18 protein-coding genes are annotated in these 21,033 nt (G+C 57.5%); 15 read left to right on the forward strand and 3 right to left on the reverse strand.

The window, feature by feature from the left end:
* Positions 1-71 precede the first annotated feature (71 nt).
* The 7 genes from lepA (at position 72) to acpS (ending at position 6,585) form a co-directional block, all read left to right on the forward strand.
* The gene (gene lepA / locus MOQ06_RS04795; protein WP_148420627.1) at positions 72-1,877 is read left to right on the forward strand and encodes a translation elongation factor 4; all 1,806 of its coding nucleotides are present in this window, start codon (positions 72-74) and stop codon (positions 1,875-1,877) included.
* 15 nt (positions 1,878-1,892) lie between these two features.
* Positions 1,893-2,867 carry a signal peptidase I gene (gene lepB / locus MOQ06_RS04800; RefSeq protein ID WP_148420628.1) on the forward strand — a complete coding sequence of 325 codons (975 nt, stop codon included), beginning with the start codon at positions 1,893-1,895 and terminating at the stop codon, positions 2,865-2,867.
* Positions 2,868-3,090: 223 nt separating this feature from the next.
* A complete protein-coding gene (rnc, locus tag MOQ06_RS04805; RefSeq protein WP_003860711.1) occupies positions 3,091-3,771 on the forward strand; it encodes a ribonuclease III in 681 nt (226 codons plus the stop codon).
* Positions 3,768-4,673, forward strand: coding sequence for a GTPase Era (gene era / locus MOQ06_RS04810; protein ID WP_148420629.1), 906 nt, complete (start codon positions 3,768-3,770; stop codon positions 4,671-4,673). The genes rnc and era overlap by 4 nt, the downstream gene beginning before the upstream one ends.
* Positions 4,674-4,690: 17 nt before the next feature.
* Positions 4,691-5,398, forward strand: a complete 708-nt coding sequence (recO, locus tag MOQ06_RS04815) for a DNA repair protein RecO (protein ID WP_148420630.1) — start codon at positions 4,691-4,693, stop codon at positions 5,396-5,398.
* Between the two features lie 75 nt (positions 5,399-5,473).
* Complete coding sequence (pdxJ, locus tag MOQ06_RS04820; protein WP_242171524.1) at positions 5,474-6,205, forward strand: pyridoxine 5'-phosphate synthase; 732 nt, start codon at positions 5,474-5,476, stop codon at positions 6,203-6,205.
* Complete coding sequence (gene acpS / locus MOQ06_RS04825) at positions 6,205-6,585, forward strand: holo-ACP synthase (protein WP_148420632.1); 381 nt, start codon at positions 6,205-6,207, stop codon at positions 6,583-6,585. The genes pdxJ and acpS overlap by 1 nt, the downstream gene beginning before the upstream one ends.
* On the opposite strand, the gene MOQ06_RS04830 is transcribed toward acpS, so the two are convergent.
* The gene (locus tag MOQ06_RS04830; RefSeq protein ID WP_148420633.1) at positions 6,582-6,842 is read right to left on the reverse strand and encodes a YfhL family 4Fe-4S dicluster ferredoxin; all 261 of its coding nucleotides are present in this window, start codon (positions 6,840-6,842) and stop codon (positions 6,582-6,584) included. The two genes, acpS and MOQ06_RS04830, sit on opposite strands and share 4 nt — an antisense overlap.
* A gap of 56 nt (positions 6,843-6,898) precedes the next feature.
* Positions 6,899-7,747: a MurR/RpiR family transcriptional regulator gene (locus tag MOQ06_RS04835; RefSeq protein WP_148420634.1), complete on the reverse strand. Its 849-nt coding sequence runs from the start codon at positions 7,745-7,747 to the stop codon at positions 6,899-6,901.
* Positions 7,748-7,865: 118 nt separating this feature from the next.
* Between MOQ06_RS04835 and murQ the strand changes: the two genes are divergently transcribed.
* Genes murQ through tadA form a run of 4 tightly spaced genes read left to right on the forward strand, consistent with a single transcriptional unit; the run spans position 7,866 to position 11,339 of the window.
* Positions 7,866-8,762 carry an N-acetylmuramic acid 6-phosphate etherase gene (gene murQ / locus MOQ06_RS04840; RefSeq protein WP_176609727.1) on the forward strand — a complete coding sequence of 299 codons (897 nt, stop codon included), beginning with the start codon at positions 7,866-7,868 and terminating at the stop codon, positions 8,760-8,762.
* A 9-nt stretch (positions 8,763-8,771) separates the two neighbouring features.
* Positions 8,772-10,136: a PTS transporter subunit EIIC gene (locus MOQ06_RS04845; protein WP_242171545.1), complete on the forward strand. Its 1,365-nt coding sequence runs from the start codon at positions 8,772-8,774 to the stop codon at positions 10,134-10,136.
* A 3-nt stretch (positions 10,137-10,139) separates the two neighbouring features.
* Positions 10,140-10,775 carry a phosphatidylglycerophosphatase C gene (gene yfhb, locus MOQ06_RS04850; protein ID WP_176609728.1) on the forward strand — a complete coding sequence of 212 codons (636 nt, stop codon included), beginning with the start codon at positions 10,140-10,142 and terminating at the stop codon, positions 10,773-10,775.
* A 57-nt stretch (positions 10,776-10,832) separates the two neighbouring features.
* Positions 10,833-11,339 (forward strand): tRNA adenosine(34) deaminase TadA, encoded by a 507-nt coding sequence (gene tadA / locus MOQ06_RS04855; RefSeq protein ID WP_047050325.1) that lies wholly within the window; start codon positions 10,833-10,835, stop codon positions 11,337-11,339.
* On the opposite strand, the gene mltF is transcribed toward tadA, so the two are convergent.
* Entirely contained in the window at positions 11,227-12,777 is a 1,551-nt protein-coding gene (gene mltF, locus MOQ06_RS04860; protein WP_242171547.1) for a membrane-bound lytic murein transglycosylase MltF, read from the reverse strand. The genes tadA and mltF overlap by 113 nt on opposite strands.
* Before the next feature lie 267 nt (positions 12,778-13,044).
* Here mltF and purL point away from each other — a divergent pair, with 267 nt between their 5' ends.
* The 4 genes from purL (at position 13,045) to glrR (ending at position 20,977) form a co-directional block, all read left to right on the forward strand.
* Positions 13,045-16,932, forward strand: coding sequence for a phosphoribosylformylglycinamidine synthase (gene purL, locus MOQ06_RS04865; RefSeq protein ID WP_242171550.1), 3,888 nt, complete (start codon positions 13,045-13,047; stop codon positions 16,930-16,932).
* A gap of 529 nt (positions 16,933-17,461) precedes the next feature.
* Positions 17,462-18,895: a two component system sensor histidine kinase QseE/GlrK gene (gene qseE, locus MOQ06_RS04870; RefSeq protein WP_242173212.1), complete on the forward strand. Its 1,434-nt coding sequence runs from the start codon at positions 17,462-17,464 to the stop codon at positions 18,893-18,895.
* On the forward strand, positions 18,892-19,653 hold the full coding sequence (gene qseG / locus MOQ06_RS04875) for a two-component system QseEF-associated lipoprotein QseG (RefSeq protein ID WP_148420641.1): 762 nt from the start codon (positions 18,892-18,894) through the stop codon (positions 19,651-19,653). The genes qseE and qseG overlap by 4 nt, the downstream gene beginning before the upstream one ends.
* Positions 19,640-20,977: a two-component system response regulator GlrR gene (gene glrR / locus MOQ06_RS04880; RefSeq protein WP_242171563.1), complete on the forward strand. Its 1,338-nt coding sequence runs from the start codon at positions 19,640-19,642 to the stop codon at positions 20,975-20,977. Before qseG ends, glrR begins: the two co-directional genes overlap by 14 nt.
* Positions 20,978-21,033 lie beyond the last annotated feature (56 nt).

The following is a 21,033-nucleotide window of genomic DNA, read 5'->3' on the forward strand; positions in this document are numbered from 1 at the left end:
TTTCGCACTGAAAAACGTCAGGCTAAGAACAGCGGCCTCCAGGAATTCGTAAGGCATAATTATTTAACTATATGAAGAACATACGTAACTTTTCGATCATTGCTCACATTGACCACGGTAAGTCGACGCTGTCTGACCGTATTATCCAGATTTGCGGTGGCCTGTCTGATCGTGAAATGGCAGCCCAGGTTCTGGACTCCATGGACCTGGAACGCGAACGCGGCATTACCATCAAGGCGCAGAGCGTCACGCTCGACTATAAGGCCTCCGATGGTGAAACCTATCAACTGAACTTTATCGACACCCCAGGGCACGTTGACTTCTCCTATGAAGTGTCACGCTCGCTGGCGGCCTGTGAAGGGGCGCTGCTGGTGGTGGATGCCGGGCAGGGCGTTGAAGCCCAGACGCTGGCAAACTGCTACACCGCCATGGAAATGGATCTCGAAGTCGTGCCGGTTCTGAATAAAATCGACCTGCCTGCCGCCGATCCAGAGCGCGTGGCGGAAGAGATTGAAGATATCGTCGGCATTGATGCCACCGATGCGGTGCGCTGCTCGGCGAAAACCGGCGTGGGTGTTCCGGACGTGCTGGAGCGTCTGGTGCGTGATATTCCGGCGCCGGAAGGTGACCCGGATGCACCGCTGCAGGCGCTGATCATCGACTCCTGGTTTGATAACTACCTGGGCGTGGTCTCGCTGGTGCGTATTAAAAACGGCACCATGCGTAAAGGCGATAAAATCAAGGTAATGAGCACCGGGCAGGTCTACAACGCTGACCGTCTGGGCATCTTCACGCCAAAACAGGTTGACCGTACCGAGCTGAAATGCGGCGAGGTGGGTTGGCTGGTCTGCGCAATTAAAGACATCCTCGGCGCGCCGGTGGGCGATACCCTGACCGGCGCACGTAACCCGGCGGATAAAGCGCTGCCGGGCTTCAAAAAGGTGAAGCCGCAGGTTTATGCGGGTCTGTTCCCGGTCAGCTCTGACGATTACGAAAACTTCCGCGATGCGCTCGGTAAGCTGAGCCTCAACGACGCCTCCCTGTTCTACGAGCCAGAAAGCTCAACGGCGCTGGGCTTCGGCTTCCGCTGTGGCTTCCTCGGTCTGCTGCACATGGAGATCATTCAGGAACGTCTGGAGCGTGAATACGATCTGGATCTGATCACCACGGCACCGACGGTAGTTTACGAAGTAGAAACCACGTCGAAAGAGGTGATCTACGTCGATAGCCCGTCCAAGCTTCCGCCGCTGAATAACATTCAGGAACTGCGTGAGCCAATCGCAGAGTGCCACATGCTGCTGCCGCAGGAGTTCCTCGGCAACGTGATCACCCTGTGTATTGAAAAGCGTGGCGTGCAGACCAACATGGTTTACCACGGTAACCAGGTGGCGCTGACCTATGAAATTCCGATGGCAGAAGTGGTGCTCGACTTCTTCGACCGCCTGAAGTCTACCTCCCGTGGCTATGCGTCGCTGGACTACAACTTCAAACGCTTCCAGGCCTCGAACATGGTCCGTGTGGACGTGCTGATTAACGGCGAGCGCGTTGACGCCCTCGCGCTGATCACCCACAACGACAACGCGCCGTACCGCGGTCGTGAACTGGTTGAGAAGATGAAAGACCTGATCCCGCGTCAGCAGTTTGACATTGCGATTCAGGCGGCCATCGGCAACCACATCATCGCCCGTTCAACCGTGAAGCAGCTGCGTAAAAACGTTCTGGCTAAGTGCTACGGCGGTGACGTCAGCCGTAAGAAAAAGCTGCTCCAGAAGCAGAAAGAAGGTAAGAAGCGTATGAAGCAGGTCGGTAACGTTGAGCTGCCGCAGGAAGCATTCCTTGCCATCCTTCACGTTGGTAAAGACGGTAACGGTAAATAACCCTAAGGAGCTGGCATGGCGAACATGTTTGCCTTGATCCTGGTCATCGCTACCCTGGTAACAGGTCTGCTGTGGTGTCTGGATAAGTTTATCTTCGCCCCAAAACGCCGTGAACGTCAGGCTGCCGCGCAGGCAGCCACTGGCGATGGTATTGACGCGAAAACCCTGAAAAAAGTGGGCCCCAAGCCGGGCTGGCTGGAAACCGGGGCATCGGTATTCCCGGTGCTGGCGATTGTTCTGGTGGTACGTTCATTTATCTATGAACCTTTCCAGATCCCGTCAGGTTCGATGATGCCAACGCTTCTGATCGGTGATTTTATTCTGGTTGAGAAGTTTGCCTACGGCATTAAAGATCCGATCTACCAGAAAACGCTGATCGAAACGGGTCATCCTAAGCGTGGCGACATTGTGGTGTTTAAATATCCGGAAGATCCGCGTCTGGATTACATTAAACGCGCGGTGGGTCTGCCGGGCGATAAAGTAACCTACGATCCGGTAGCGAAGGAAGTGAGGATTCAGCCAGGCTGCAGCTCTGGTACAGCGTGCGAGAATGCACTGCCGGTGACCTACTCCAACGTTGAGCCTGGTGACTTTGTGCAGACCTTTGCTCGTCGTAACGGCGGTGAAGCGACCAGCGGTTTCTTCCAGGTGCCAAAAGGGGAAACCAAAGAGAACGGTATTCGTCTGGATGAGCGCAAAGAGACGCTGGGCGATGTTACTCACCGCATTCTGACCGTGCCCATCGCGCAGGATCAGCTGGCAATGTACTACCAGCAGCCAGGACAGCAGCTGGCAACCTGGATTGTGCCGCCGGGACACTACTTCATGATGGGTGATAACCGCGATAATTCAGCGGACAGCCGTTACTGGGGCTTTGTGCCGGAAGCGAATCTGGTGGGTAAAGCAACTGCCATCTGGATGAGTTTCGAGAAGCAGGAAGGCGAGTGGCCGACCGGCGTTCGCCTGAATCGTATTGGCGGAATTCATTAATTCTCGTGAAAAATAACGCGTAGCGGCTTTTATTCGCCGCTACGCGAATTATTTCAGCGATAAATCTCTTTGAACTAACGACATCCCCTGTCGTTGTGTATAGAATATTCCCCCGAAGTTTAAGGTTGGCCCTGCAAGGGTGCCACGGCACACGAAACCGCGTTGGTTTTCTCAGGTCGGTTTCGTGTGCTGCATTTTTGACGCATTCATTTATTGGTATCGCATGAACCCCATCGTAATTAATCGGCTTCAACGGAAGCTGGGCTACACTTTTCATCATCAGGAGTTGTTGCAACAGGCATTAACCCACCGCAGTGCCAGCAGCAAACATAATGAGCGTCTCGAATTCCTGGGCGACTCAATTTTAAGCTTTGTGATTGCGAATGCGCTTTATCATCGTTTCCCGCGCGTGGACGAAGGTGATATGAGCCGCATGCGCGCCACGCTGGTGCGCGGCAACACGCTTGCTGAGATCGCTCGCGAGTTTGAGCTGGGTGAATGCCTGCGTCTGGGGCCTGGTGAACTGAAGAGTGGTGGATTCCGTCGCGAATCCATTCTTGCCGATACGGTCGAGGCGTTAATCGGTGGCGTATTCCTGGACAGCGATATCCAGACCGTAGAAAAGCTGATCCTGAACTGGTATCAGACTCGTCTGGACGAAATCAGCCCGGGCGATAAACAAAAAGACCCGAAAACGCGTCTGCAGGAGTATTTGCAGGGTCGTCACCTCCCGCTGCCTTCCTATCTGGTGGTGCAGGTGCGTGGCGAAGCGCACGATCAGGAATTTACCATCCATTGCCAGGTCAGTGGCCTGAGTGAACCGGTGGTCGGCACAGGTTCAAGCCGTCGTAAGGCTGAACAGGCTGCCGCCGAACAGGCGTTAAAAATGCTGGAGCTGGAATGAGCGAAGAAAAAACCTATTGCGGATTTATTGCTATCGTCGGACGTCCGAACGTTGGCAAATCCACCCTGTTGAATAATCTGCTTGGGCAGAAGATCTCCATCACCTCGCGTAAGGCGCAGACCACGCGTCACCGCATCGTTGGTATCCATACTGAAGGCGCGTATCAGGCGATTTACGTTGATACCCCAGGCCTGCACATGGAAGAGAAGCGTGCTATTAACCGCCTGATGAACAAGGCGGCAAGCAGCTCCATTGGTGACGTTGAGCTGGTGATTTTCGTGGTTGAAGGCACCCGCTGGACGCCGGACGACGAAATGGTTCTGAACAAACTGCGCGACGGCAAAACGCCGGTGATCCTCGCGGTTAACAAAGTGGACAACGTGCAGGAAAAAGCCGATCTGCTGCCGCACCTCCAGTGGCTGGGCAGCCAGATGAACTTCCTGGACATCGTCCCGCTGTCTGCGGAAACGGGTCTGAACGTCGATACCATCGCCGGCATCGTACGCAAGCATCTGCCGGAAGCGATTCATCACTTCCCGGAAGAGTACATCACAGACCGCTCTCAGCGCTTTATGGCCTCTGAGATCATCCGTGAAAAGCTGATGCGTTTCCTGGGCGCAGAGCTGCCGTACTCGGTAACGGTGGAGATCGAACGTTTCCAGTCTAACGAGCGTGGCGGTTACGATATCAACGGCCTGATCCTCGTTGAGCGTGAAGGGCAGAAGAAGATGGTGATCGGCAACAAAGGTGCCAAAATCAAAACCATCGGTATCGAAGCCCGTAAAGACATGCAGGACATGTTTGAAGCGCCCGTTCACCTGGAGCTGTGGGTGAAAGTGAAATCTGGCTGGGCCGATGATGAGCGTGCGCTGCGCAGCCTCGGTTACGGCGAAGATCAGTAACCTAAGACGACAAGCATATGGATGGATGGCAGCGCGCCTTTGTCCTGCATAGTCGTCCCTGGAGCGAAACCAGCCTGATGCTGGACGTCTTCACGGAAGAGTCCGGTCGCGTGCGCCTTGTTGCCAAAGGCGCACGTTCAAAACGTTCTAATCTGAAAGGTGCCCTCCAGCCTTTCACGCCGCTGCTGGTCCGCTTTGGCGGGCGAGGGGAGGTCAAAACCCTGCGCAGTGCTGAAGCCGTCTCCCTGGCGCTTCCCCTTTCCGGCATCACGCTTTACAGCGGTCTGTACGTCAACGAGCTCATCTCACGGGTTCTTGAACATGAGACCCGCTTCTCTGAACTTTTCTTTGATTACCTGCACTGTATTCAGTCGCTTGCGGGCGCAGCCGGCACCCCTGAGCCTGCGCTGCGTCGTTTCGAGCTGGCGCTGCTCGGGCACCTTGGATACGGCGTCGATTTTCTGCACTGTGCGGGAAGCGGGGACGAGGTAGAAGATACCATGACCTATCGCTATCGTGAGGAAAAGGGCTTTATTGCCAGCGTTGTCGTTGATAACAGCACCTTTACCGGACGCCAGCTCAGGGCACTGTATGAACGCGAGTTCCCGGACGCCGACACCCTGCGTGCGGCAAAACGCTTTACCCGAATTGCGCTCAAGCCGTATCTTGGGGGCAAGCCCCTGAAGAGCCGCGAATTGTTCAGGCAGTTTATGCCGAAACGTTAACGTTTTACCCCTCCCCCCAGCCCTCTCCCGGAGGGTGAGGGGGAAGGGAAATGAATCAAAATACCGAGGATTGTCATGGCTGAATTACTGTTAGGCGTCAACATCGATCATATTGCCACGCTGCGTAATGCACGCGGTACGGCGTATCCCGATCCGGTTCAGGCGGCGTTTATCGCGGAGCAGGCGGGCGCGGACGGCATTACCGTTCACCTGCGCGAAGACCGCCGCCACATCACCGACCGTGACGTGCGTATCCTGCGCCAGACGCTGGACACCCGCATGAATCTGGAGATGGCGGTGACTGAAGAGATGCTGACGATCGCCTGCGATACCAGGCCGCATTTCTGCTGCCTGGTGCCGGAGAAGCGTCAGGAAGTCACTACTGAAGGCGGTCTGGACGTGGCAGGACAGCTCGACAAAATGCGCGATGCCTGCAGGCGCCTGGCGGATGCCGGTATTCTGGTTTCTCTGTTTATTGACGCTGATTTCAGCCAGATCAAAGCCGCTGCCGACGCGGGCGCACCGTATATCGAAATCCATACCGGCTGTTATGCCGATGCCAAAAACGATGCAGAACAAGCCAAAGAGCTGGAGCGTATCGCAAAAGCGGCCACGTACGCCGCAAGCCTGGGCCTGAAGGTCAATGCCGGGCACGGCCTGACCTATCACAACGTGAAGGCCATCGCCGCGCTGCCGGAAATGCACGAGCTGAACATCGGCCACGCTATTATTGGCCGGGCGGTGATGAGCGGCCTGAAAGAGGCGGTTGCAGAGATGAAGCGCCTGATGCTGGAAGCGCGTCAGTAATGGCTATTCTGGGCTTAGGCACCGATATCGTTGAAATAGCCCGCATAGAAGCGGCGATCGCCCGCAGTGGCGATCGCCTTGCCCGACGGGTGCTGAGCGATAACGAATGGGCTATCTGGGAGGCGCATCAGCAGCCGGTGCGCTTTCTGGCAAAGCGCTTTGCGGTAAAAGAGGCAGCGGCGAAGGCGTTCGGCACGGGTATTCGAAACGGCCTGGCGTTTAACCAGTTCGAAGTCTTTAACGATGAGCTGGGCAAGCCGAGCCTTCGTCTGTGGGGCGAAGCGCAAAAGCTGGCGGAGAAGCTGGGTGTGAAACACATGCACGTGACGCTGGCGGATGAACGCCACTACGCCTGCGCGACGGTGATTATCGAAAGCTAGAGCTTGTCCGCATGATGCAGCAGGACAAACTTATCCCACAGCTGTTCTTCGCTCTCAGCGTGTGCCGGATCTTTTAAGATCGTATTGGGGATTGGGCACACTTTCTGGCAGGTTGGCGTGTCGTAGTGGCCGATACATTCGGTGCAGCGGTCGCTGTTAATCTCATAAATGCTGTCACCCATCGAAATGGCCTGGTTAGGACATTCCGGTTCGCACATATCGCAGTTGATGCATTTTTTGGTGATTAACAGCGCCATCAGGAAATTCTCAGAAACAACACAAACAGGGCGGGCATTATACGCCTAATCTGTGCTCAAACCAGTTTTTTTACCAGCTCTTCGCTGTGGCGTATACGCTCTGGCGCGCGCTCCAGATCCTGCTGAACCAGGGCCATAAACAGCAGGTCCGTCAGCATCATCTGCGCACTCGTCGACGAGATCGCGGCGCTGCGCGTGGCCTGTTCCTCGGCTATGGTATATAGACAGCGCGTTGCCCGCTGCTGTAGCGCATTGGGGCTAAAGCCGGTAATGGCCAGAATTTTTCCCCCGACGCGCAGGGCTTCGTCGGTGGCCATAATAATTTCACGGCGCTCGCCGGAATAGGAGATGGCCAGCAGTAAATCATCAGGATCCATCGCCTGAACGGTCGCCAGCAGCGCGTGCATATCCTGCTCCACGATGGCGTTATAGCCGATCTTGGTCAGCTTCCAGCCAAAGTTACGCGCAACCAGCCCGGAGGCACCAATCCCGGTCAACACAATGCGTCGGGCGTGACGAAGCATGGCTACGCTTTCCAGCAGCTTCTCTTCGGTGTTCACATCCAGGGTGGCATGCATTGCCGCCACGTTCTCTTTGATCAGCTTTTCCCCGACCAGACGCATCGGATCGTCGCCACGGATCTGGTTATGCACCGGCATGGACTGCGGATTAGGGTTGCTCGCCAGCGCTTCGCTGATCGCCAGCTTCAGCGCCGGAAAGCCCTTGAACCCTATCTTCTGGGCAAATTTCACCACGCTCGACTGGCTCACCCCGGCTTCGCCTGCCAGCTGCTGGGAGCTAAGGTGCCGCGCGCGATCGGGCTGAGAGAGTAAAAAGTCCGCCAGCTTCTTGTCACTCTGGGCAAAGCCTGCGTAGCGCTGACGAATGCGAATTAAACAGTTCATACGGTCTCCTGGCGAAAGTGTGATTGCCTGCGCAAATACGGATTTTGCTCGCCTGAATGAATTTTATATTCCATCATAGTGCGTTTATTATGAATTAAAAATTCCTGAGGTACTTAACATGAATCTTGGCTCACTTGTTTCTGAAACGCGTAACCCGCAAACCATGGATCTGGATGCACTCTCTACGCTCGAGCTGGTAACTCGCTTTAATCAACAGGATACCCTCGTCGCGCTGGCAGTCAAAGAGACATTGCCCGAGGTGGCAAAAGCGGTGGACGCCGCAGCCGATGCCCTGAAAGCGGGAGGACGCATCATTTATATGGGTGCCGGAACCAGCGGGCGCCTCGGCGTGCTGGATGCCTCGGAATGTCCGCCTACCTTTGGGGTTCCGCACGGCCTGGTCGTTGGCCTGATTGCCGGCGGCCCCGGTGCGCTGCTGAAAGCGGTTGAAGGGGCGGAAGACAACAAGCAGCTCGGTGAGGACGATCTCAGGGCCCTGAACCTTACCGCGCAGGATCTGGTCGTCGGGCTGGCGGCCTCCGGCCGTACCCCTTACGTCATTGGCGGTCTGGAATACGCCAGAAAAACGGGGTGTACCACGGTCGCCATCTCCTGTAACCCTGGCTCGCCGATTGCGCAGGTGGCGGCCATTGCCATTTCTCCGGTTGTCGGGCCTGAGGCGCTGACCGGATCGACGCGTCTGAAATCGGGCACCGCGCAGAAGCTGGTGCTCAATATGATCTCCACCGGCGCGATGGTGAAATTCGGCAAGGTCTACCAAAACCTGATGGTGGATATGCAGGCCACCAATATCAAGCTGGTGGACAGAGCGTGTCGTATGGTGATGGAGGCGACGGGAGCCAGCCGTGAAGAGGCTGAAAGAGTGCTTCAGCAAACCGATCATGATGTCAAACCGGCCATCCTGATGATATTAACCGGGCTGGATGCAGCCGCGGCCAGAGCCAGACTCGATGCCCATCACGGGTTCTTACGGGCGGCGTTAGAGAACGAATAAGAGGCGTTTATGGACAAAACAGCAGCGCTCGCCAGCGACATCCTGCTTGGGATCGGTGGGGAAAGAAATATTCAGCGTCTGGAAAACTGCATGACGCGCGTGCGCGTCGAGGTGCACAGCGACGAAAAGCTTGATATCGCGCGCCTTAAGCAGCTCTCCGGCGTAAGCGGGTACGTTAAGCAGGGCCAACAGCACCAGCTGATTGTCGGTCCGGGCAAAGCGGCGCAGGTGGTTGATGCCATGCGCGCCCTGATGACGGGCGGCGAAACCTCTGCACCCTTTGACGACGCCGAACGCACCAAAGCGCAGGCGAAAGCCAAATATAAAGCCCCCATGAGCGATGCGCTGCGCCAGCTGGCAAACGTCTTTATTCCCCTGATCCCGGCGTTTATCGCCTCGGGCTTAATTACCGGCATCATTAATATCCTCAAGCGTCCGGATATCGTCGGGGATTTTGCGACGCAGTACCCAAACCTGCTGGGTATCCTCGCGATATTCGGCAGCGCGGTGTTTGCCATCATGAACATCCTGGTGGGCGTGAACACCGCCAAAGTGTTTGGCGGCTCGCTGGCGATGGGCGGCGTGATGGCGGGCATCCTCTCCAGCCCGCAGTTGGCAAACATTACGCTGTTCGGCGAGGCGCTTCAGCCTGGCCGCGGCGGGGTGATTGCCGTGCTGCTGGTGGTGATTCTGATGTGCTGGATCGAGAAAAAGCTACGTGCGGTCCTGCCCGGCTCCATTGAGCTTATCCTCAACCCGCTGCTTACCACACTGATTACCGGCAGCGTGGCGATTGTGGCGCTGCAGCCGTTAGGCGGGACGATCTCAGAAGCTATCGCCCACGGCGCGTCGCTGGCTATCGATCGCGGTGGATTACTGGTGGGGGCGGTGCTTTCCGGAACCTTCTTACCGCTGGTGCTGACAGGTTTGCATCAGGGGCTGGTGCCGATCCACGTCGAACTGGTGCAGGCGCATGGCTATAACGCGCTGCTGCCGATCCTGTCGATGGCCGGCGTGGGGCAGGTGGGCGCGGCTATCGCTGTACTGATGAAAACCCGCAACGCGCGTCTGAAAAAGGTCATTAAAGGGGCGCTGCCGGTCGGATTACTCGGCATCGGCGAGCCGCTCATTTTCGGCGTTACGCTACCGCTCGGCAAGCCGTTCCTGGCAGCCTGTCTCGGCGGCGCGGTGGGCGGGGCGCTGATCAGCTACTGGAAAGTGGCGACCGTTATCACCTTTGGGATCTCCGGTTTACCGCTGGCATTAACCATCGTGACCGGAAAAGTGATGCTCTATCTGTTAGGCTATCTGGTAGCGGTGATCGCCGGGTTCCTGTTTACCTGGCTGTTAGGATTCAACGACCCAGAGGAGTAAGGTTTGGCAAATCACGAGCGTCGCGTTGTCTTTTTCGATCTGGATGGAACGCTGCATCAGCAGGATATGTTCGGCACCTTTATGCGCTACCTGCTGCGGCGCCAGCCCCTTAACGCGTTGCTGGTATTGCCCCTCTTACCCGTTATTGGCATCGCGCTGCTGGTGAAGGGCCGTGCAGCGCGCTGGCCCATGAGCCTGTTGCTCTGGGGATGCACGTTTGGCCATAGCGACGCGCGCCTTAAACGGCTGGAGCAGGATTTTGCGCGCTGGTTTCGCGGTCATGTGGCCGCGTTCCCTGTCGTACAAGCGCGCCTCACCAGCTACCTCGACGCAAACGACGCCGATATCTGGTTAATCACCGGCTCGCCGCAGACGCTGGTGGAGCAGGTCTACTTTGACACGCCCTGGCTACCGCGCGTGAATCTCATCGCCACGCAGATTGGCCGTGGTTACGGCGGCTGGGTGCTGACGATGCGCTGCCTGGGGCATGAAAAAGTCGTGCAGCTGGAAAAACGCATCGGCACGCCGCTGCGTCTGTACAGCGGCTACAGCGACAGCAAGCAGGACAACCCGCTGCTCTATTTTTGCCAGCACCGCTGGCGCGTTACGCCACTGGGTGAACTTCAGCAACTCGAATAGTCTTATCTATTGAGGGTGTGTATAATGCCGCCCGCTTTTCGAGTGGAGTATTAGCCCTTGTCCAACCCTGAACACAATCATGAATACTGGATGCGCCATGCGCTGGCGCTGGCTCAGCGCGCCTGGGAAGAGGGCGAAGTGCCCGTGGGTGCGGTGCTGGTTCATAACAATCAGGTGATTGGCGAAGGGTGGAACCGTCCAATTGGCCGTCACGATCCTACCGCACATGCCGAAATCATGGCACTACGCCAGGGCGGGCTGGTGCTGCAAAACTATCGTCTGCTGGATACTACCCTGTACGTCACGCTTGAACCGTGCGTGATGTGTTCCGGCGCGATGGTGCACAGCCGAATCGGTACGCTGGTGTTTGGTGCGCGAGATGAAAAGACCGGGGCCGCCGGTTCGCTGATGGACGTGCTTGGACACCCGGGCATGAACCACCAGGTGAAAACTATCGGTGGGGTACTTGCACCGGAATGTTCGGGTCTGTTAAGTGACTTTTTTCGAATGCGTCGGCAGCAGAAAAAGCAACAAAAGGCAGAATTGAAGCCGCAGGGTGACTAAGCTCATCCGGTGCGACTACCGGATAGCTTTCAGCCAGCTGCTGCGCTTCTGTCGCCTCTTTTTCTTTCTCCAGCAGATATCCCACCAGGCTTATCTGATACTTACGAATGTTCTCCACGTAGGCATAGGCTTCGTGCCCGCGCGCATAGCCGTACGTCAGCTTTTTGTACCACTGTTTCTGGCTGAGCAGCGGCAGACGCTGTTTCACATCAGACCAGCTGTCCGGATTGCCCTTGGTTTTTGCCGTCAGCGCTCGCGCGTCGAGCATATGCGCGTAGCCCATGTTATAGGCGGCGAGCGCAAACCAGATCCGTTCCCCTTCCGGTACCGTCTCCGGCACTTTAGCCATCATATCCTGTAAATACTGCGCGCCGCCGCTGATGCTCTGTTCCGCATCGGTACGATCGCTGATGCCGAGACTCTGGGCGGTATTTTTGGTCAGCATCATCAAGCCGCGCACGCCCGTCGGCGAGGTGGCCTGGGCATCCCAGTGCGATTCCTGGTACGAAATGGCCGCCAGCAGCTTCCAGTCAATTTCCCGGGCGTACTTCTCAAACAGCGGTTGCAGCTCCGGCAGCACGCTATCCACCGCGCGCAGGAAGCTGCGGGTATCAACGTAGTCAAAGTCATCCCCGTGACCAAGATATTTCTCTTCCAGGCGCGCCAGGGTGCCGTCTTCATTGATGGAGTTAAAGAAATCGAGCATGGCCGCAGAGACGGTCTGATCGTCGTCCAGCTGGGTAAACCAGGTCACCGGCTGTTCATCGGTGACATCCAGCGCCACGGCGATTTCAGGGTGGACTCGCTGGAAAAGGCTGATTGCCACCGAATCAGCAATGGTATAGGCCAGCTTCTTATCTTTTACCTGCTCCAGCAGCGCATTGGTGCCCAGCTTCGGGTCTACCTTCCAGCTGAGATTCGGGTATTTTTTCTCTTTTAATTCCCGCAGGTCGTCGATCACCACGTGACCGGGGGCGATGGTTAACTGCTGAGCGGTGACGTCGGCCAGCGAGCGCGGGCGCAGGCTCCCCACACGATAAACCACCTGCTGCGAAACGGAGTAGTAGGTTGGGCCGGGCTGATAGTTTTTGCTCCGCTCGCTGTTGTAAACCAGCCCGGCGGCGAGGATATCGGCGCGGTTATGATCCAGGTCGTCAAACAGCTGGTTGATGTTCTGACGCACGGTCACGTTCAGCTTCACGCCCAGATAGTCCGCGAACAGCTGAGCCAGCTCATAGTCCAGACCAATGGTTTTGCCGTTGATGTCGCCGTAAATCAGCGGGGAGGAAAGGGTACTGACGCGCAGCTCCCCCCGCTCCTTAATGGCGGCGATACGGTTTTCGGCTTTGCCGAACCAGGGAATAGAAGGCCAGAGGGCCACTGCCAGCAGCAACGTAACAATGCCGATGAGCAGATAATTAATCTTTAATTTTTTCAATTAGTTAATTCTCTGCGACGCCGGATGCCTCAGTGTGCTGTAGTCATGTTATGAAGAAGGTTTGCCATTGATTGAGCGGCATTTTGCGCAAAGTAGCGCCAGTTGGCAACCAATTAGAGAGACAGGTCACATCTATTGTTAAACATAAAGGTTGATTTTATTTCGACGCAAACGGTTTCGTCGGCGCTCAGGATTCTCTATAATGACGCCCGTTTTCCCCCCTTGCGCACACTGTAAGCGCCCCGGCGCTTCGAAGACGAGAGACTTATGATGGAAATTCTGCGTGGTTCGCCTGCACTGTCTGCCTTCCGTATTAACAAACTGCTGGCACGTTTTCAGGCGGCCGACCTTCCGGTAAGCAATATTTACGCTGAGTATGTCCATTTTGCTGACCTGAATGCCCCCCTGAATGCAGAGGAGCGCGTACAGCTGGAACGCCTGCTCAAGTATGGCCCAAGCCTGAGCAGCCATACGCCGACCGGCAAACTGATCCTTGCCACGCCGCGTCCGGGCACCATCTCCCCCTGGTCTTCCAAAGCCACCGATATCGCGCACAACTGCGGCCTGAGCCAGATTAACCGTCTGGAGCGCGGCGTGGCGTACTATGTTGAAGCGTCCACCCTGAGCGACGCGCAGTGGCAGGCCGTGGCGGCCGGGCTGCACGATCGTATGATGGAGAGCGTGTTTGCCTCTCTGGATGATGCGCAGAAGCTGTTCGCCCACCATCAGCCTGCGCCGGTACAGAGCGTGGATCTGCTGGGGCAGGGCCGTCAGGCGCTGATCGACGCGAACCTGCGTCTTGGTCTGGCGCTCGCAGAAGATGAAATCGACTACCTTCAGGATGCGTTCGTTAAGCTGAACCGCAACCCGAACGATATTGAACTGTACATGTTCGCGCAGGCCAACTCAGAGCATTGCCGCCATAAAATCTTCAACGCCGACTGGATTATCGACGGCGAACAGCAGCCGAAATCGCTGTTTAAGATGATCAAAAACACCATGGAGCAAACCCCTGACCACGTGCTGTCTGCCTATAAAGACAACGCGGCGGTAATGGAAGGTTCCGAGGTAGGCCGCTTCTTCGCCGACCGCGAAGCAGGGCGCTATGACTTCCATCAGGAGCCTGCGCATATCCTGATGAAGGTAGAAACCCATAACCACCCGACGGCAATTTCGCCGTGGCCGGGCGCAGCGACCGGTTCCGGCGGTGAAATCCGTGATGAAGGGGCAACCGGCCGTGGCGCTAAGCCAAAAGCGGGCCTGGTCGGTTTTTCCGTTTCCAACCTGCGCATCCCGGGCTTTGAGCAGCCGTGGGAAGAGGATTTCGGCAAGCCAGAACGCATCGTGACCGCGCTGGATATCATGACCGAAGGCCCTCTGGGCGGCGCGGCATTCAACAACGAATTTGGTCGTCCGGCGCTGAACGGTTACTTCCGTACCTATGAAGAGAAAGTGGACAGCCACAACGGCGAAGAGCTGCGCGGTTACCACAAACCGATCATGCTGGCGGGCGGGATCGGCAACATCCGCGCCGATCACGTGCAGAAAGGCGAGATCGTGGTTGGCGCGAAGCTGATCGTACTGGGCGGCCCGGCGATGAACATCGGTCTGGGCGGCGGTGCGGCGTCTTCTATGGCGTCCGGCCAGTCTGACGCGGATCTTGATTTCGCCTCCGTGCAGCGCGACAACCCGGAAATGGAGCGTCGCTGTCAGGAAGTGATCGACCGCTGCTGGCAGCTCGGCGACGCTAACCCGATCCTCTTTATCCATGACGTGGGCGCGGGCGGTCTCTCCAACGCTATGCCGGAGCTGGTGAGCGACGGCGGTCGCGGCGGCCGTTTCAACCTGCGCGACATCCTGAGCGATGAGCCGGGCATGAGCCCGCTGGAAATCTGGTGTAACGAATCTCAGGAGCGCTACGTGCTGGCGGTTGCCGCCGACCAGCTGCCGCTGTTTGACGAGCTGTGCCGCCGCGAGCGCGCGCCGTATGCCGTCATTGGTGAAGCGACCGAAGAGCAGCATCTCTCCTTAAGCGACACCCACTTCGACAACCAGCCTATCGATCTGCCGCTGGACGTGCTGCTGGGCAAAACGCCGAAGATGACCCGCGACGTGCAGACCCGTAAGGCGGCGGGCAAAGCGCTGGATCGTCAGGACATCACCGTTGCCGACGCGGTAAACCGCGTACTGCATCTGCCGGCCGTGGCAGAGAAAACCTTCCTGGTGACCATCGGCGACCGTACCGTCACCGGTATGGTGTCACGCGATCAGATGGTCGGCCCGTGGCAGGTCCCGGTCGCTAACTGCGCCGTGACCACCGCGAGCCTCGACAGCTACTACGGCGAAGCGATGGCGCTGGGCGAACGTACCCCGGTGGCGCTGCTGGACTTCGCCGCGTCTGCCCGTCTGGCGGTCGGTGAAGCGCTGACTAACATCGCCGCGACGCAGATTGGCGACATCAAACGCATTAAACTTTCCGCAAACTGGATGGCCGCAGCCGGACACCCTGGCGAAGATGCTGGCCTGTACGAAGCGGTGAAAGCGGTAGGTGAAGAGCTGTGTCCTGCGCTCGGCCTGACCATTCCGGTGGGTAAAGACTCTATGTCGATGAAAACCCGCTGGCAGGAAGGTAACGAGCAGCGCGAAATGACCTCTCCGCTGTCGCTGGTGATCACCGCGTTTGCGCGCGTGGAGGACGTGCGTCATACCATCACGCCGCAGCTGTCGACCGACGACAACGCCCTGCTGCTGATTGACCTGGGTCTTGGCCACAACGCGCTGGGCGCGACCGCGCTGGCGCAGGTTTACCGTCAGCTCGGCGATAAGCCAGCCGACGTGCGCGACGTGGCGCAGCTGAAAGGCTTCTACGACGCGATACAGGCGCTGGTGGCTCAGCGTAAGCTGCTGGCCTACCACGACCGTTCCGACGGCGGCCTGCTGGTTACCCTGGCGGAGATGGCCTTTACCGGCCACTGTGGCGTGGAGGCAAACATTGCCTCTCTGGGCGAAGACCGCCTGGCGGCGCTGTTTAACGAAGAGCTGGGTGCGGTTATTCAGGTGCGTGCGGCAGATCGCGATGCGGTTGAAGCCGTACTGGCGCAGCATGGCCTGGCAGACTGCGTGCACTATCTGGGTAAAGCCGTTCAGGGCGACCGCTTCGTCATTGAGGCCGACGGCCACGCGGTGTTCAGCGAAAGCCGCACCACGCTGCGTATGTGGTGGGCGGAAACCACCTGGCAGATGCAGCGCCTGCGCGACAACCCGGAATGTGCCGACCAGGAGCACAACGCTAAGGCGAACGACAGCGATCCTGGCCTGAACGTGAAGCTCTCCTTCGACATCAGCGAAGACGTTGCCGCGCCGTACATCGCGACCGGCGCGCGTCCGAAGGTGGCCGTGCTGCGCGAGCAGGGCGTTAACTCCCACGTTGAGATGGCGGCAGCCTTCCACCGTGCAGGCTTTGACGCCATCGACGTTCACATGAGCGACCTGCTGGCAGGGCGCACCGTCCTGGATGATTTCCAGGCGCTGGTGGCGTGCGGCGGATTCTCCTACGGCGACGTGCTGGGCGCGGGTGAGGGCTGGGCGAAGTCCATCCTGTTCAACAGCCGCGTGCGTGACGAGTTCGAAACCTTCTTCCACCGTCCGCAAACGCTGGCGCTGGGCGTGTGTAACGGCTGCCAGATGATGTCTAACCTGCGCGAGCTGATCCCGGGCAGTGAAGCGTGGCCGCGCTTTGTGCGTAACCACTCCGACCGCTTCGAAGCGCGCTTCAGCCTGGTTGAAGTGACCCAAAGCCCTTCACTGCTGCTGCAGGGCATGGTGGGGTCCCGGATGCCAATCGCCGTTTCCCACGGTGAAGGTCAGGTTGAGGTGCGCGACGCGGCGCATCTGGCCCAGCTTGAAAGCAAAGGCCTCGTGGCGCTGCGCTTTGTCGATAACTTCGGCAAAGTCACCGAAACCTACCCGGCTAACCCGAACGGTTCCGCTAACGGTATTACGGCGGTGACCAGCGAAAGCGGCCGTGCGACCATCATGATGCCGCACCCGGAGCGCGTCTTCCGCACCGTGAGCAACTCCTGGCACCCGGAAAACTGGGGCGAGGACGGCCCGTGGATGCGTATTTTCCGCAACGCGCGTAAACAGCTGGGTTAATCGGTAGTGCTCCTCCAGGCCCGGTAGGCGTTATCGCCACCGGGCTTTTTTATTTGTGTCGCAAATTCGCGACAAACCGTTAATGCTACTGTCTCCAAACGGAGACATATAACTCGTTGTTTTATATGGACAATGAGATGCCGCTGCTAAGGTGTTGTTAATTTGCGACACTTAGCCTGGAAATCATTCAGCAGACATACAACGGGCTGAATGCATAAAAGTATTGCTATTCAGTAAGTTAATATATTGTTTTGCATTGTGGCACGCCTGTTGCATAATATTAACCAGTGGCTCATTCACCTTCTTATGTCAGCCCCTTCGGGACGTGCTACATAAACTTCGAATGACGCACAAAAAGGTGCCTGCCGTCCAACTACTGATTATTGCATTGCTTTATCAGGCCAGGGCGAAACGTCGAGTTAGGCACCGCCTTATTCCACAACAAAGCCGGGTTTTTACCCGGCTTTGTTGTATCTGAAGGGCAGACTCAGTTACGCTCTCCTCAAACCCGGATGAAGAGAGTAATGTGTTGAAACGCTGGCCCGCTTTCCCTCGCTCCCTGCGACAGCTCGTTATGATGGCCTTCCTGCTGATCCTGCTGCCTTTGCTGGTCCTGGCGTGGCAGGCATGGCAAAGCCTCAATGCGCTCAGCGCCCAGGCAGCCCTGACTAACCGCACCACGCTGATTGATGCCCGCCGTAGCGAGGCCATGACTAACGCCGCGCTGGAGATGGAGCGGAGCTATCGCCAGTACTGCGTGCTGGACGACCGTACGCTGGAAAAGGTGTACCAGAATCAGCGCAAGCGCTACAGCGAAATGCTGGACGCCCATGCGGGGGTATTGCCGGATGACAAACTCTATCAGGCGCTACGTCAGGATCTAAACGATCTGGCGCAGCTACAGTGCAAAAACAGTGGTCCCGATGCCGCCGCGGCCGCCCGGCTTGAAGCCTTCGCGAATGCCAATACGGAGATGGTTCAGTCCACCCGTACGGTTATCTTTTCCCGCGGGCAGCAGCTTCAGCAGGAAATTGCCGAGCGCGGCCAGTTCTTCGGCTGGCAGGCCCTGGTGCTGTTCATGGTCAGCCTGGGCCTGGTACTGCTCTTTACCCGTATGATCATCGGCCCCGTGAAGGGGATCCAGCGGATGATTAACCGGCTGGGGGAGGGCAAATCCCTCGGCGATACGGTTATTTTTAAAGGCCCGCGCGAGCTGCGTTCGGTAGGCCAGCGCATCATCTGGCTTTCAGAGCGCCTGGCGTGGCTGGAATCGCAGCGCCACCAGTTTCTGCGCCATATCTCCCACGAGCTGAAAACGCCGCTGGCGAGTATGCGTGAAGGCACGGAACTGCTGGCTGACGAAGTGGCGGGGGCGTTAACCCCCGAGCAAAAAGAGATCGTCGCGATTCTGGATGCCAGCAGCCGCAATTTACAAAAACTTATTGAACAACTGCTGGACTATAACCGCAAGCTGGCGGATGGTGCTGTGGTGCTTGAGCGCGTGGAGATTGAACCGATAGTAGACATGGTTATCTCCGCCCATAGCCTTCCAGCAAGAGCTAAAATGATGCATACCCAGGTGGAACTCAACGTGTCGTCCTGCCTGGCAGAGCCGATGCTGTTCATGAGCGTGCTGGATAATCTCTATTCCAATGCAGTGCACTATGGTACTGAATCCGGTACCATTTATATCAGAAGCAATAGCAACGGTTCGCGGGTATTTATTGACGTAGCGAATACGGGAAGCCCGATTCCGGATGAAGAAAAAACGATGATATTTGAACCCTTCTTCCAGGGGAGTCATCAGCGAAAAGGTGCGGTAAAAGGAAGTGGTCTGGGGCTGAGTATTGCCCGCGACTGCATACGACGCATGCAGGGGGAGCTTAACATCGTTAGTGACGAACGCTCCGATGTCTGTTTTCGTATCGAACTGCCTCTTGAGCCGGAAAAATCAATGAAATGAATAACAACCTGGTGAGTATGTCACACGTCTTTTACCGCGCACTGCGCGCGGTGTTTTCCTGCAAAAATGTGCGCCTGAGCCTGCCCTGCTTACTGCTGGCAGGGTGTGTTTCACATGCACCGCAAAGTGCGATAAGCCATAAACAAGAAGATAAGTGGCCCCAAAAGCAGCTGGCCGATTTCCTTTCAACGGGCTGCGATGATATTTGGAATTTATCGGGGCACGATGTCGAATCAAACCCGCTGTTCTGGCTGCGCGGAATCGACTGCGCCCAGCGGCTGGCGCCAGCCGAAGCGCGTGCGCAGGCTGCGATGCTGGTGGACGATACCTGGCAGGACGCGTTTAAGCGCGGCATCGTAATGGCCGATGCCAGAATCACGCCCGTCGAACGGCGCGCCAACGTCACGCGGCTGGATACCTTTGTTATCAACATTCCGCCCCAGGTGCGCCCGATTTATCAGCTCTGGCGGGACGGACAAACCCTGCAGCTACAGCTATCTGAAGAGCGTTTTCGCTACAGCAAGCTGCAGCAGTCAAGCGACAGCGAGCTTGATGCGCTTCGCCAGCAGCAGGAATCGCTGCGCGAGCAGCTTGAGACCACCACGCGCAAGCTTGAAAATCTGACCGATATTGAAAGACAGCTCTCGACGCGTAAACCGGCCGGCAGTTATCTGCCTGATGGGTCGAAAGGCAGCCCTGCCACGACGCCAGACGGTGAGACGCCGAAACAAGAGGATGTGAAGCATGACGAGCCGTAAACCTGCCCATCTTTTACTGGTGGATGACGATCCCGGGCTGTTAAAGCTGCTGGGGATGCGTCTGGTCAGCGAAGGCTACAGCGTGGTCACCGCGGAAAGCGGGCAGGAGGGGCTGAAGGTGCTCAGCCGCGAGAAAATCGATCTGGTGATCAGCGACCTGCGGATGGATGAAATGGATGGCCTGCAGCTGTTCACGGAGATCCAGAAGCAGCAGCCCGGCATGCCGGTCATCATCCTCACCGCTCACGGATCGATTCCGGATGCGGTTGCCGCGACCCAGCAGGGGGTGTTCAGCTTCCTCACCAAACCGGTGGATAAAGATGCCCTTTATAAAGCGATCGACAGCGCGCTTGAGCACGCGGCGCCGTCCGGTGACGACACCTGGCGCGAATCCATCGTCACGCGCAGCCCCGCCATGCTGCGCCTGCTGGAACAGGCGCGGATGGTGGCCCAATCAGACGTTAGCGTGCTGATTAACGGCCAGAGCGGGACCGGGAAAGAGATCCTTGCCCAGGCGATCCACAACGCCAGCCCGCGCAGTAAAAATGCCTTTATCGCGATTAACTGTGGCGCGCTGCCGGAACAGCTGCTTGAGTCTGAGCTCTTCGGGCATGCCCGCGGCGCCTTTACCGGCGCGGTAAGCAGCCGTGAAGGGCTGTTCCAGGCGGCTGAGGGCGGCACGCTGTTCCTCGATGAAATTGGCGATATGCCCGCGCCGCTGCAGGTCAAGCTGCTGCGCGTATTGCAGGAGCGAAAAGTGCGTCCGCTCGGCAGCAACCGCGATATTGACATCAACGTGCGTATTATTTCCGCCACCCACCGTGATTTGCCCAAGGTGATGGCGCGCAACGAGTTTCGTGAAGATCTCTACTATCGCCTTAATGTCGTAAACCTGAAAATCCCGGCGCTGGCCGAGCGCGCGGAAGATATCCCGCTGCTGGCAAACCATCTTTTGCGCCAGGCCGCAGACCGCCACAAGCCGTTTGTGCGCGCGTTCTCCACCGATGCGATGAAGCGCCTGATGACGGCGAGCTGGCCGGGCAACGTGCGCCAGCTGGTTAACGTGATTGAGCAGTGCGTGGCGCTCACCTCATCGCCGGTGATCGGCGATGCGCTGGTGGAGCAGGCGCTGGAAGGGGAGAACACGGCCTTACCGACTTTTGCGGAAGCGCGAAACCAGTTCGAGCTGAACTATCTGCGCAAGCTGCTGCAAATCACCAAAGGCAACGTGACCCACGCGGCGCGCATGGCCGGGCGTAACCGCACCGAGTTCTACAAGTTACTCTCGCGCCACGAGCTGGAAGCGAACGATTTTAAAGAGTAGTACCGCAAAATTCGCCTGAATATGATACTGTGAGCAATCGATTACGAGGCAGCTTA

Origin of the sequence: Enterobacter sp. I4, assembly GCF_022669095.1 — a bacterium.
Taxonomy (GTDB): Bacteria; Pseudomonadota; Gammaproteobacteria; order Enterobacterales; family Enterobacteriaceae; genus Enterobacter; species Enterobacter pasteurii.

Bases quoted from the DNA above. Each gene is read 5' to 3' on its own strand.
- recO (WP_148420630.1), top strand. From the start codon at position 4,691: ATGGATGGATGGCAGCGCGCCTTTGTCCTGCATAGTCGTCCCTGGAGC.
- pdxJ (WP_242171524.1), top strand. From the start codon at position 5,474: ATGGCTGAATTACTGTTAGGCGTCAACATCGATCATATTGCCACGCTG.
- lepA (WP_148420627.1), top strand. From the start codon at position 72: ATGAAGAACATACGTAACTTTTCGATCATTGCTCACATTGACCACGGT.
- MOQ06_RS04835 (WP_148420634.1), bottom strand. From the start codon at position 7,747: ATGAACTGTTTAATTCGCATTCGTCAGCGCTACGCAGGCTTTGCCCAG.
- rnc (WP_003860711.1), top strand. From the start codon at position 3,091: ATGAACCCCATCGTAATTAATCGGCTTCAACGGAAGCTGGGCTACACT.
- era (WP_148420629.1), top strand. From the start codon at position 3,768: ATGAGCGAAGAAAAAACCTATTGCGGATTTATTGCTATCGTCGGACGT.
- acpS (WP_148420632.1), top strand. From the start codon at position 6,205: ATGGCTATTCTGGGCTTAGGCACCGATATCGTTGAAATAGCCCGCATA.
- qseG (WP_148420641.1), top strand. From the start codon at position 18,892: ATGAATAACAACCTGGTGAGTATGTCACACGTCTTTTACCGCGCACTG.
- glrR (WP_242171563.1), top strand. From the start codon at position 19,640: ATGACGAGCCGTAAACCTGCCCATCTTTTACTGGTGGATGACGATCCC.
- lepB (WP_148420628.1), top strand. From the start codon at position 1,893: ATGGCGAACATGTTTGCCTTGATCCTGGTCATCGCTACCCTGGTAACA.
- MOQ06_RS04830 (WP_148420633.1), bottom strand. From the start codon at position 6,842: ATGGCGCTGTTAATCACCAAAAAATGCATCAACTGCGATATGTGCGAA.
- murQ (WP_176609727.1), top strand. From the start codon at position 7,866: ATGAATCTTGGCTCACTTGTTTCTGAAACGCGTAACCCGCAAACCATG.
- purL (WP_242171550.1), top strand. From the start codon at position 13,045: ATGATGGAAATTCTGCGTGGTTCGCCTGCACTGTCTGCCTTCCGTATT.
- MOQ06_RS04845 (WP_242171545.1), top strand. From the start codon at position 8,772: ATGGACAAAACAGCAGCGCTCGCCAGCGACATCCTGCTTGGGATCGGT.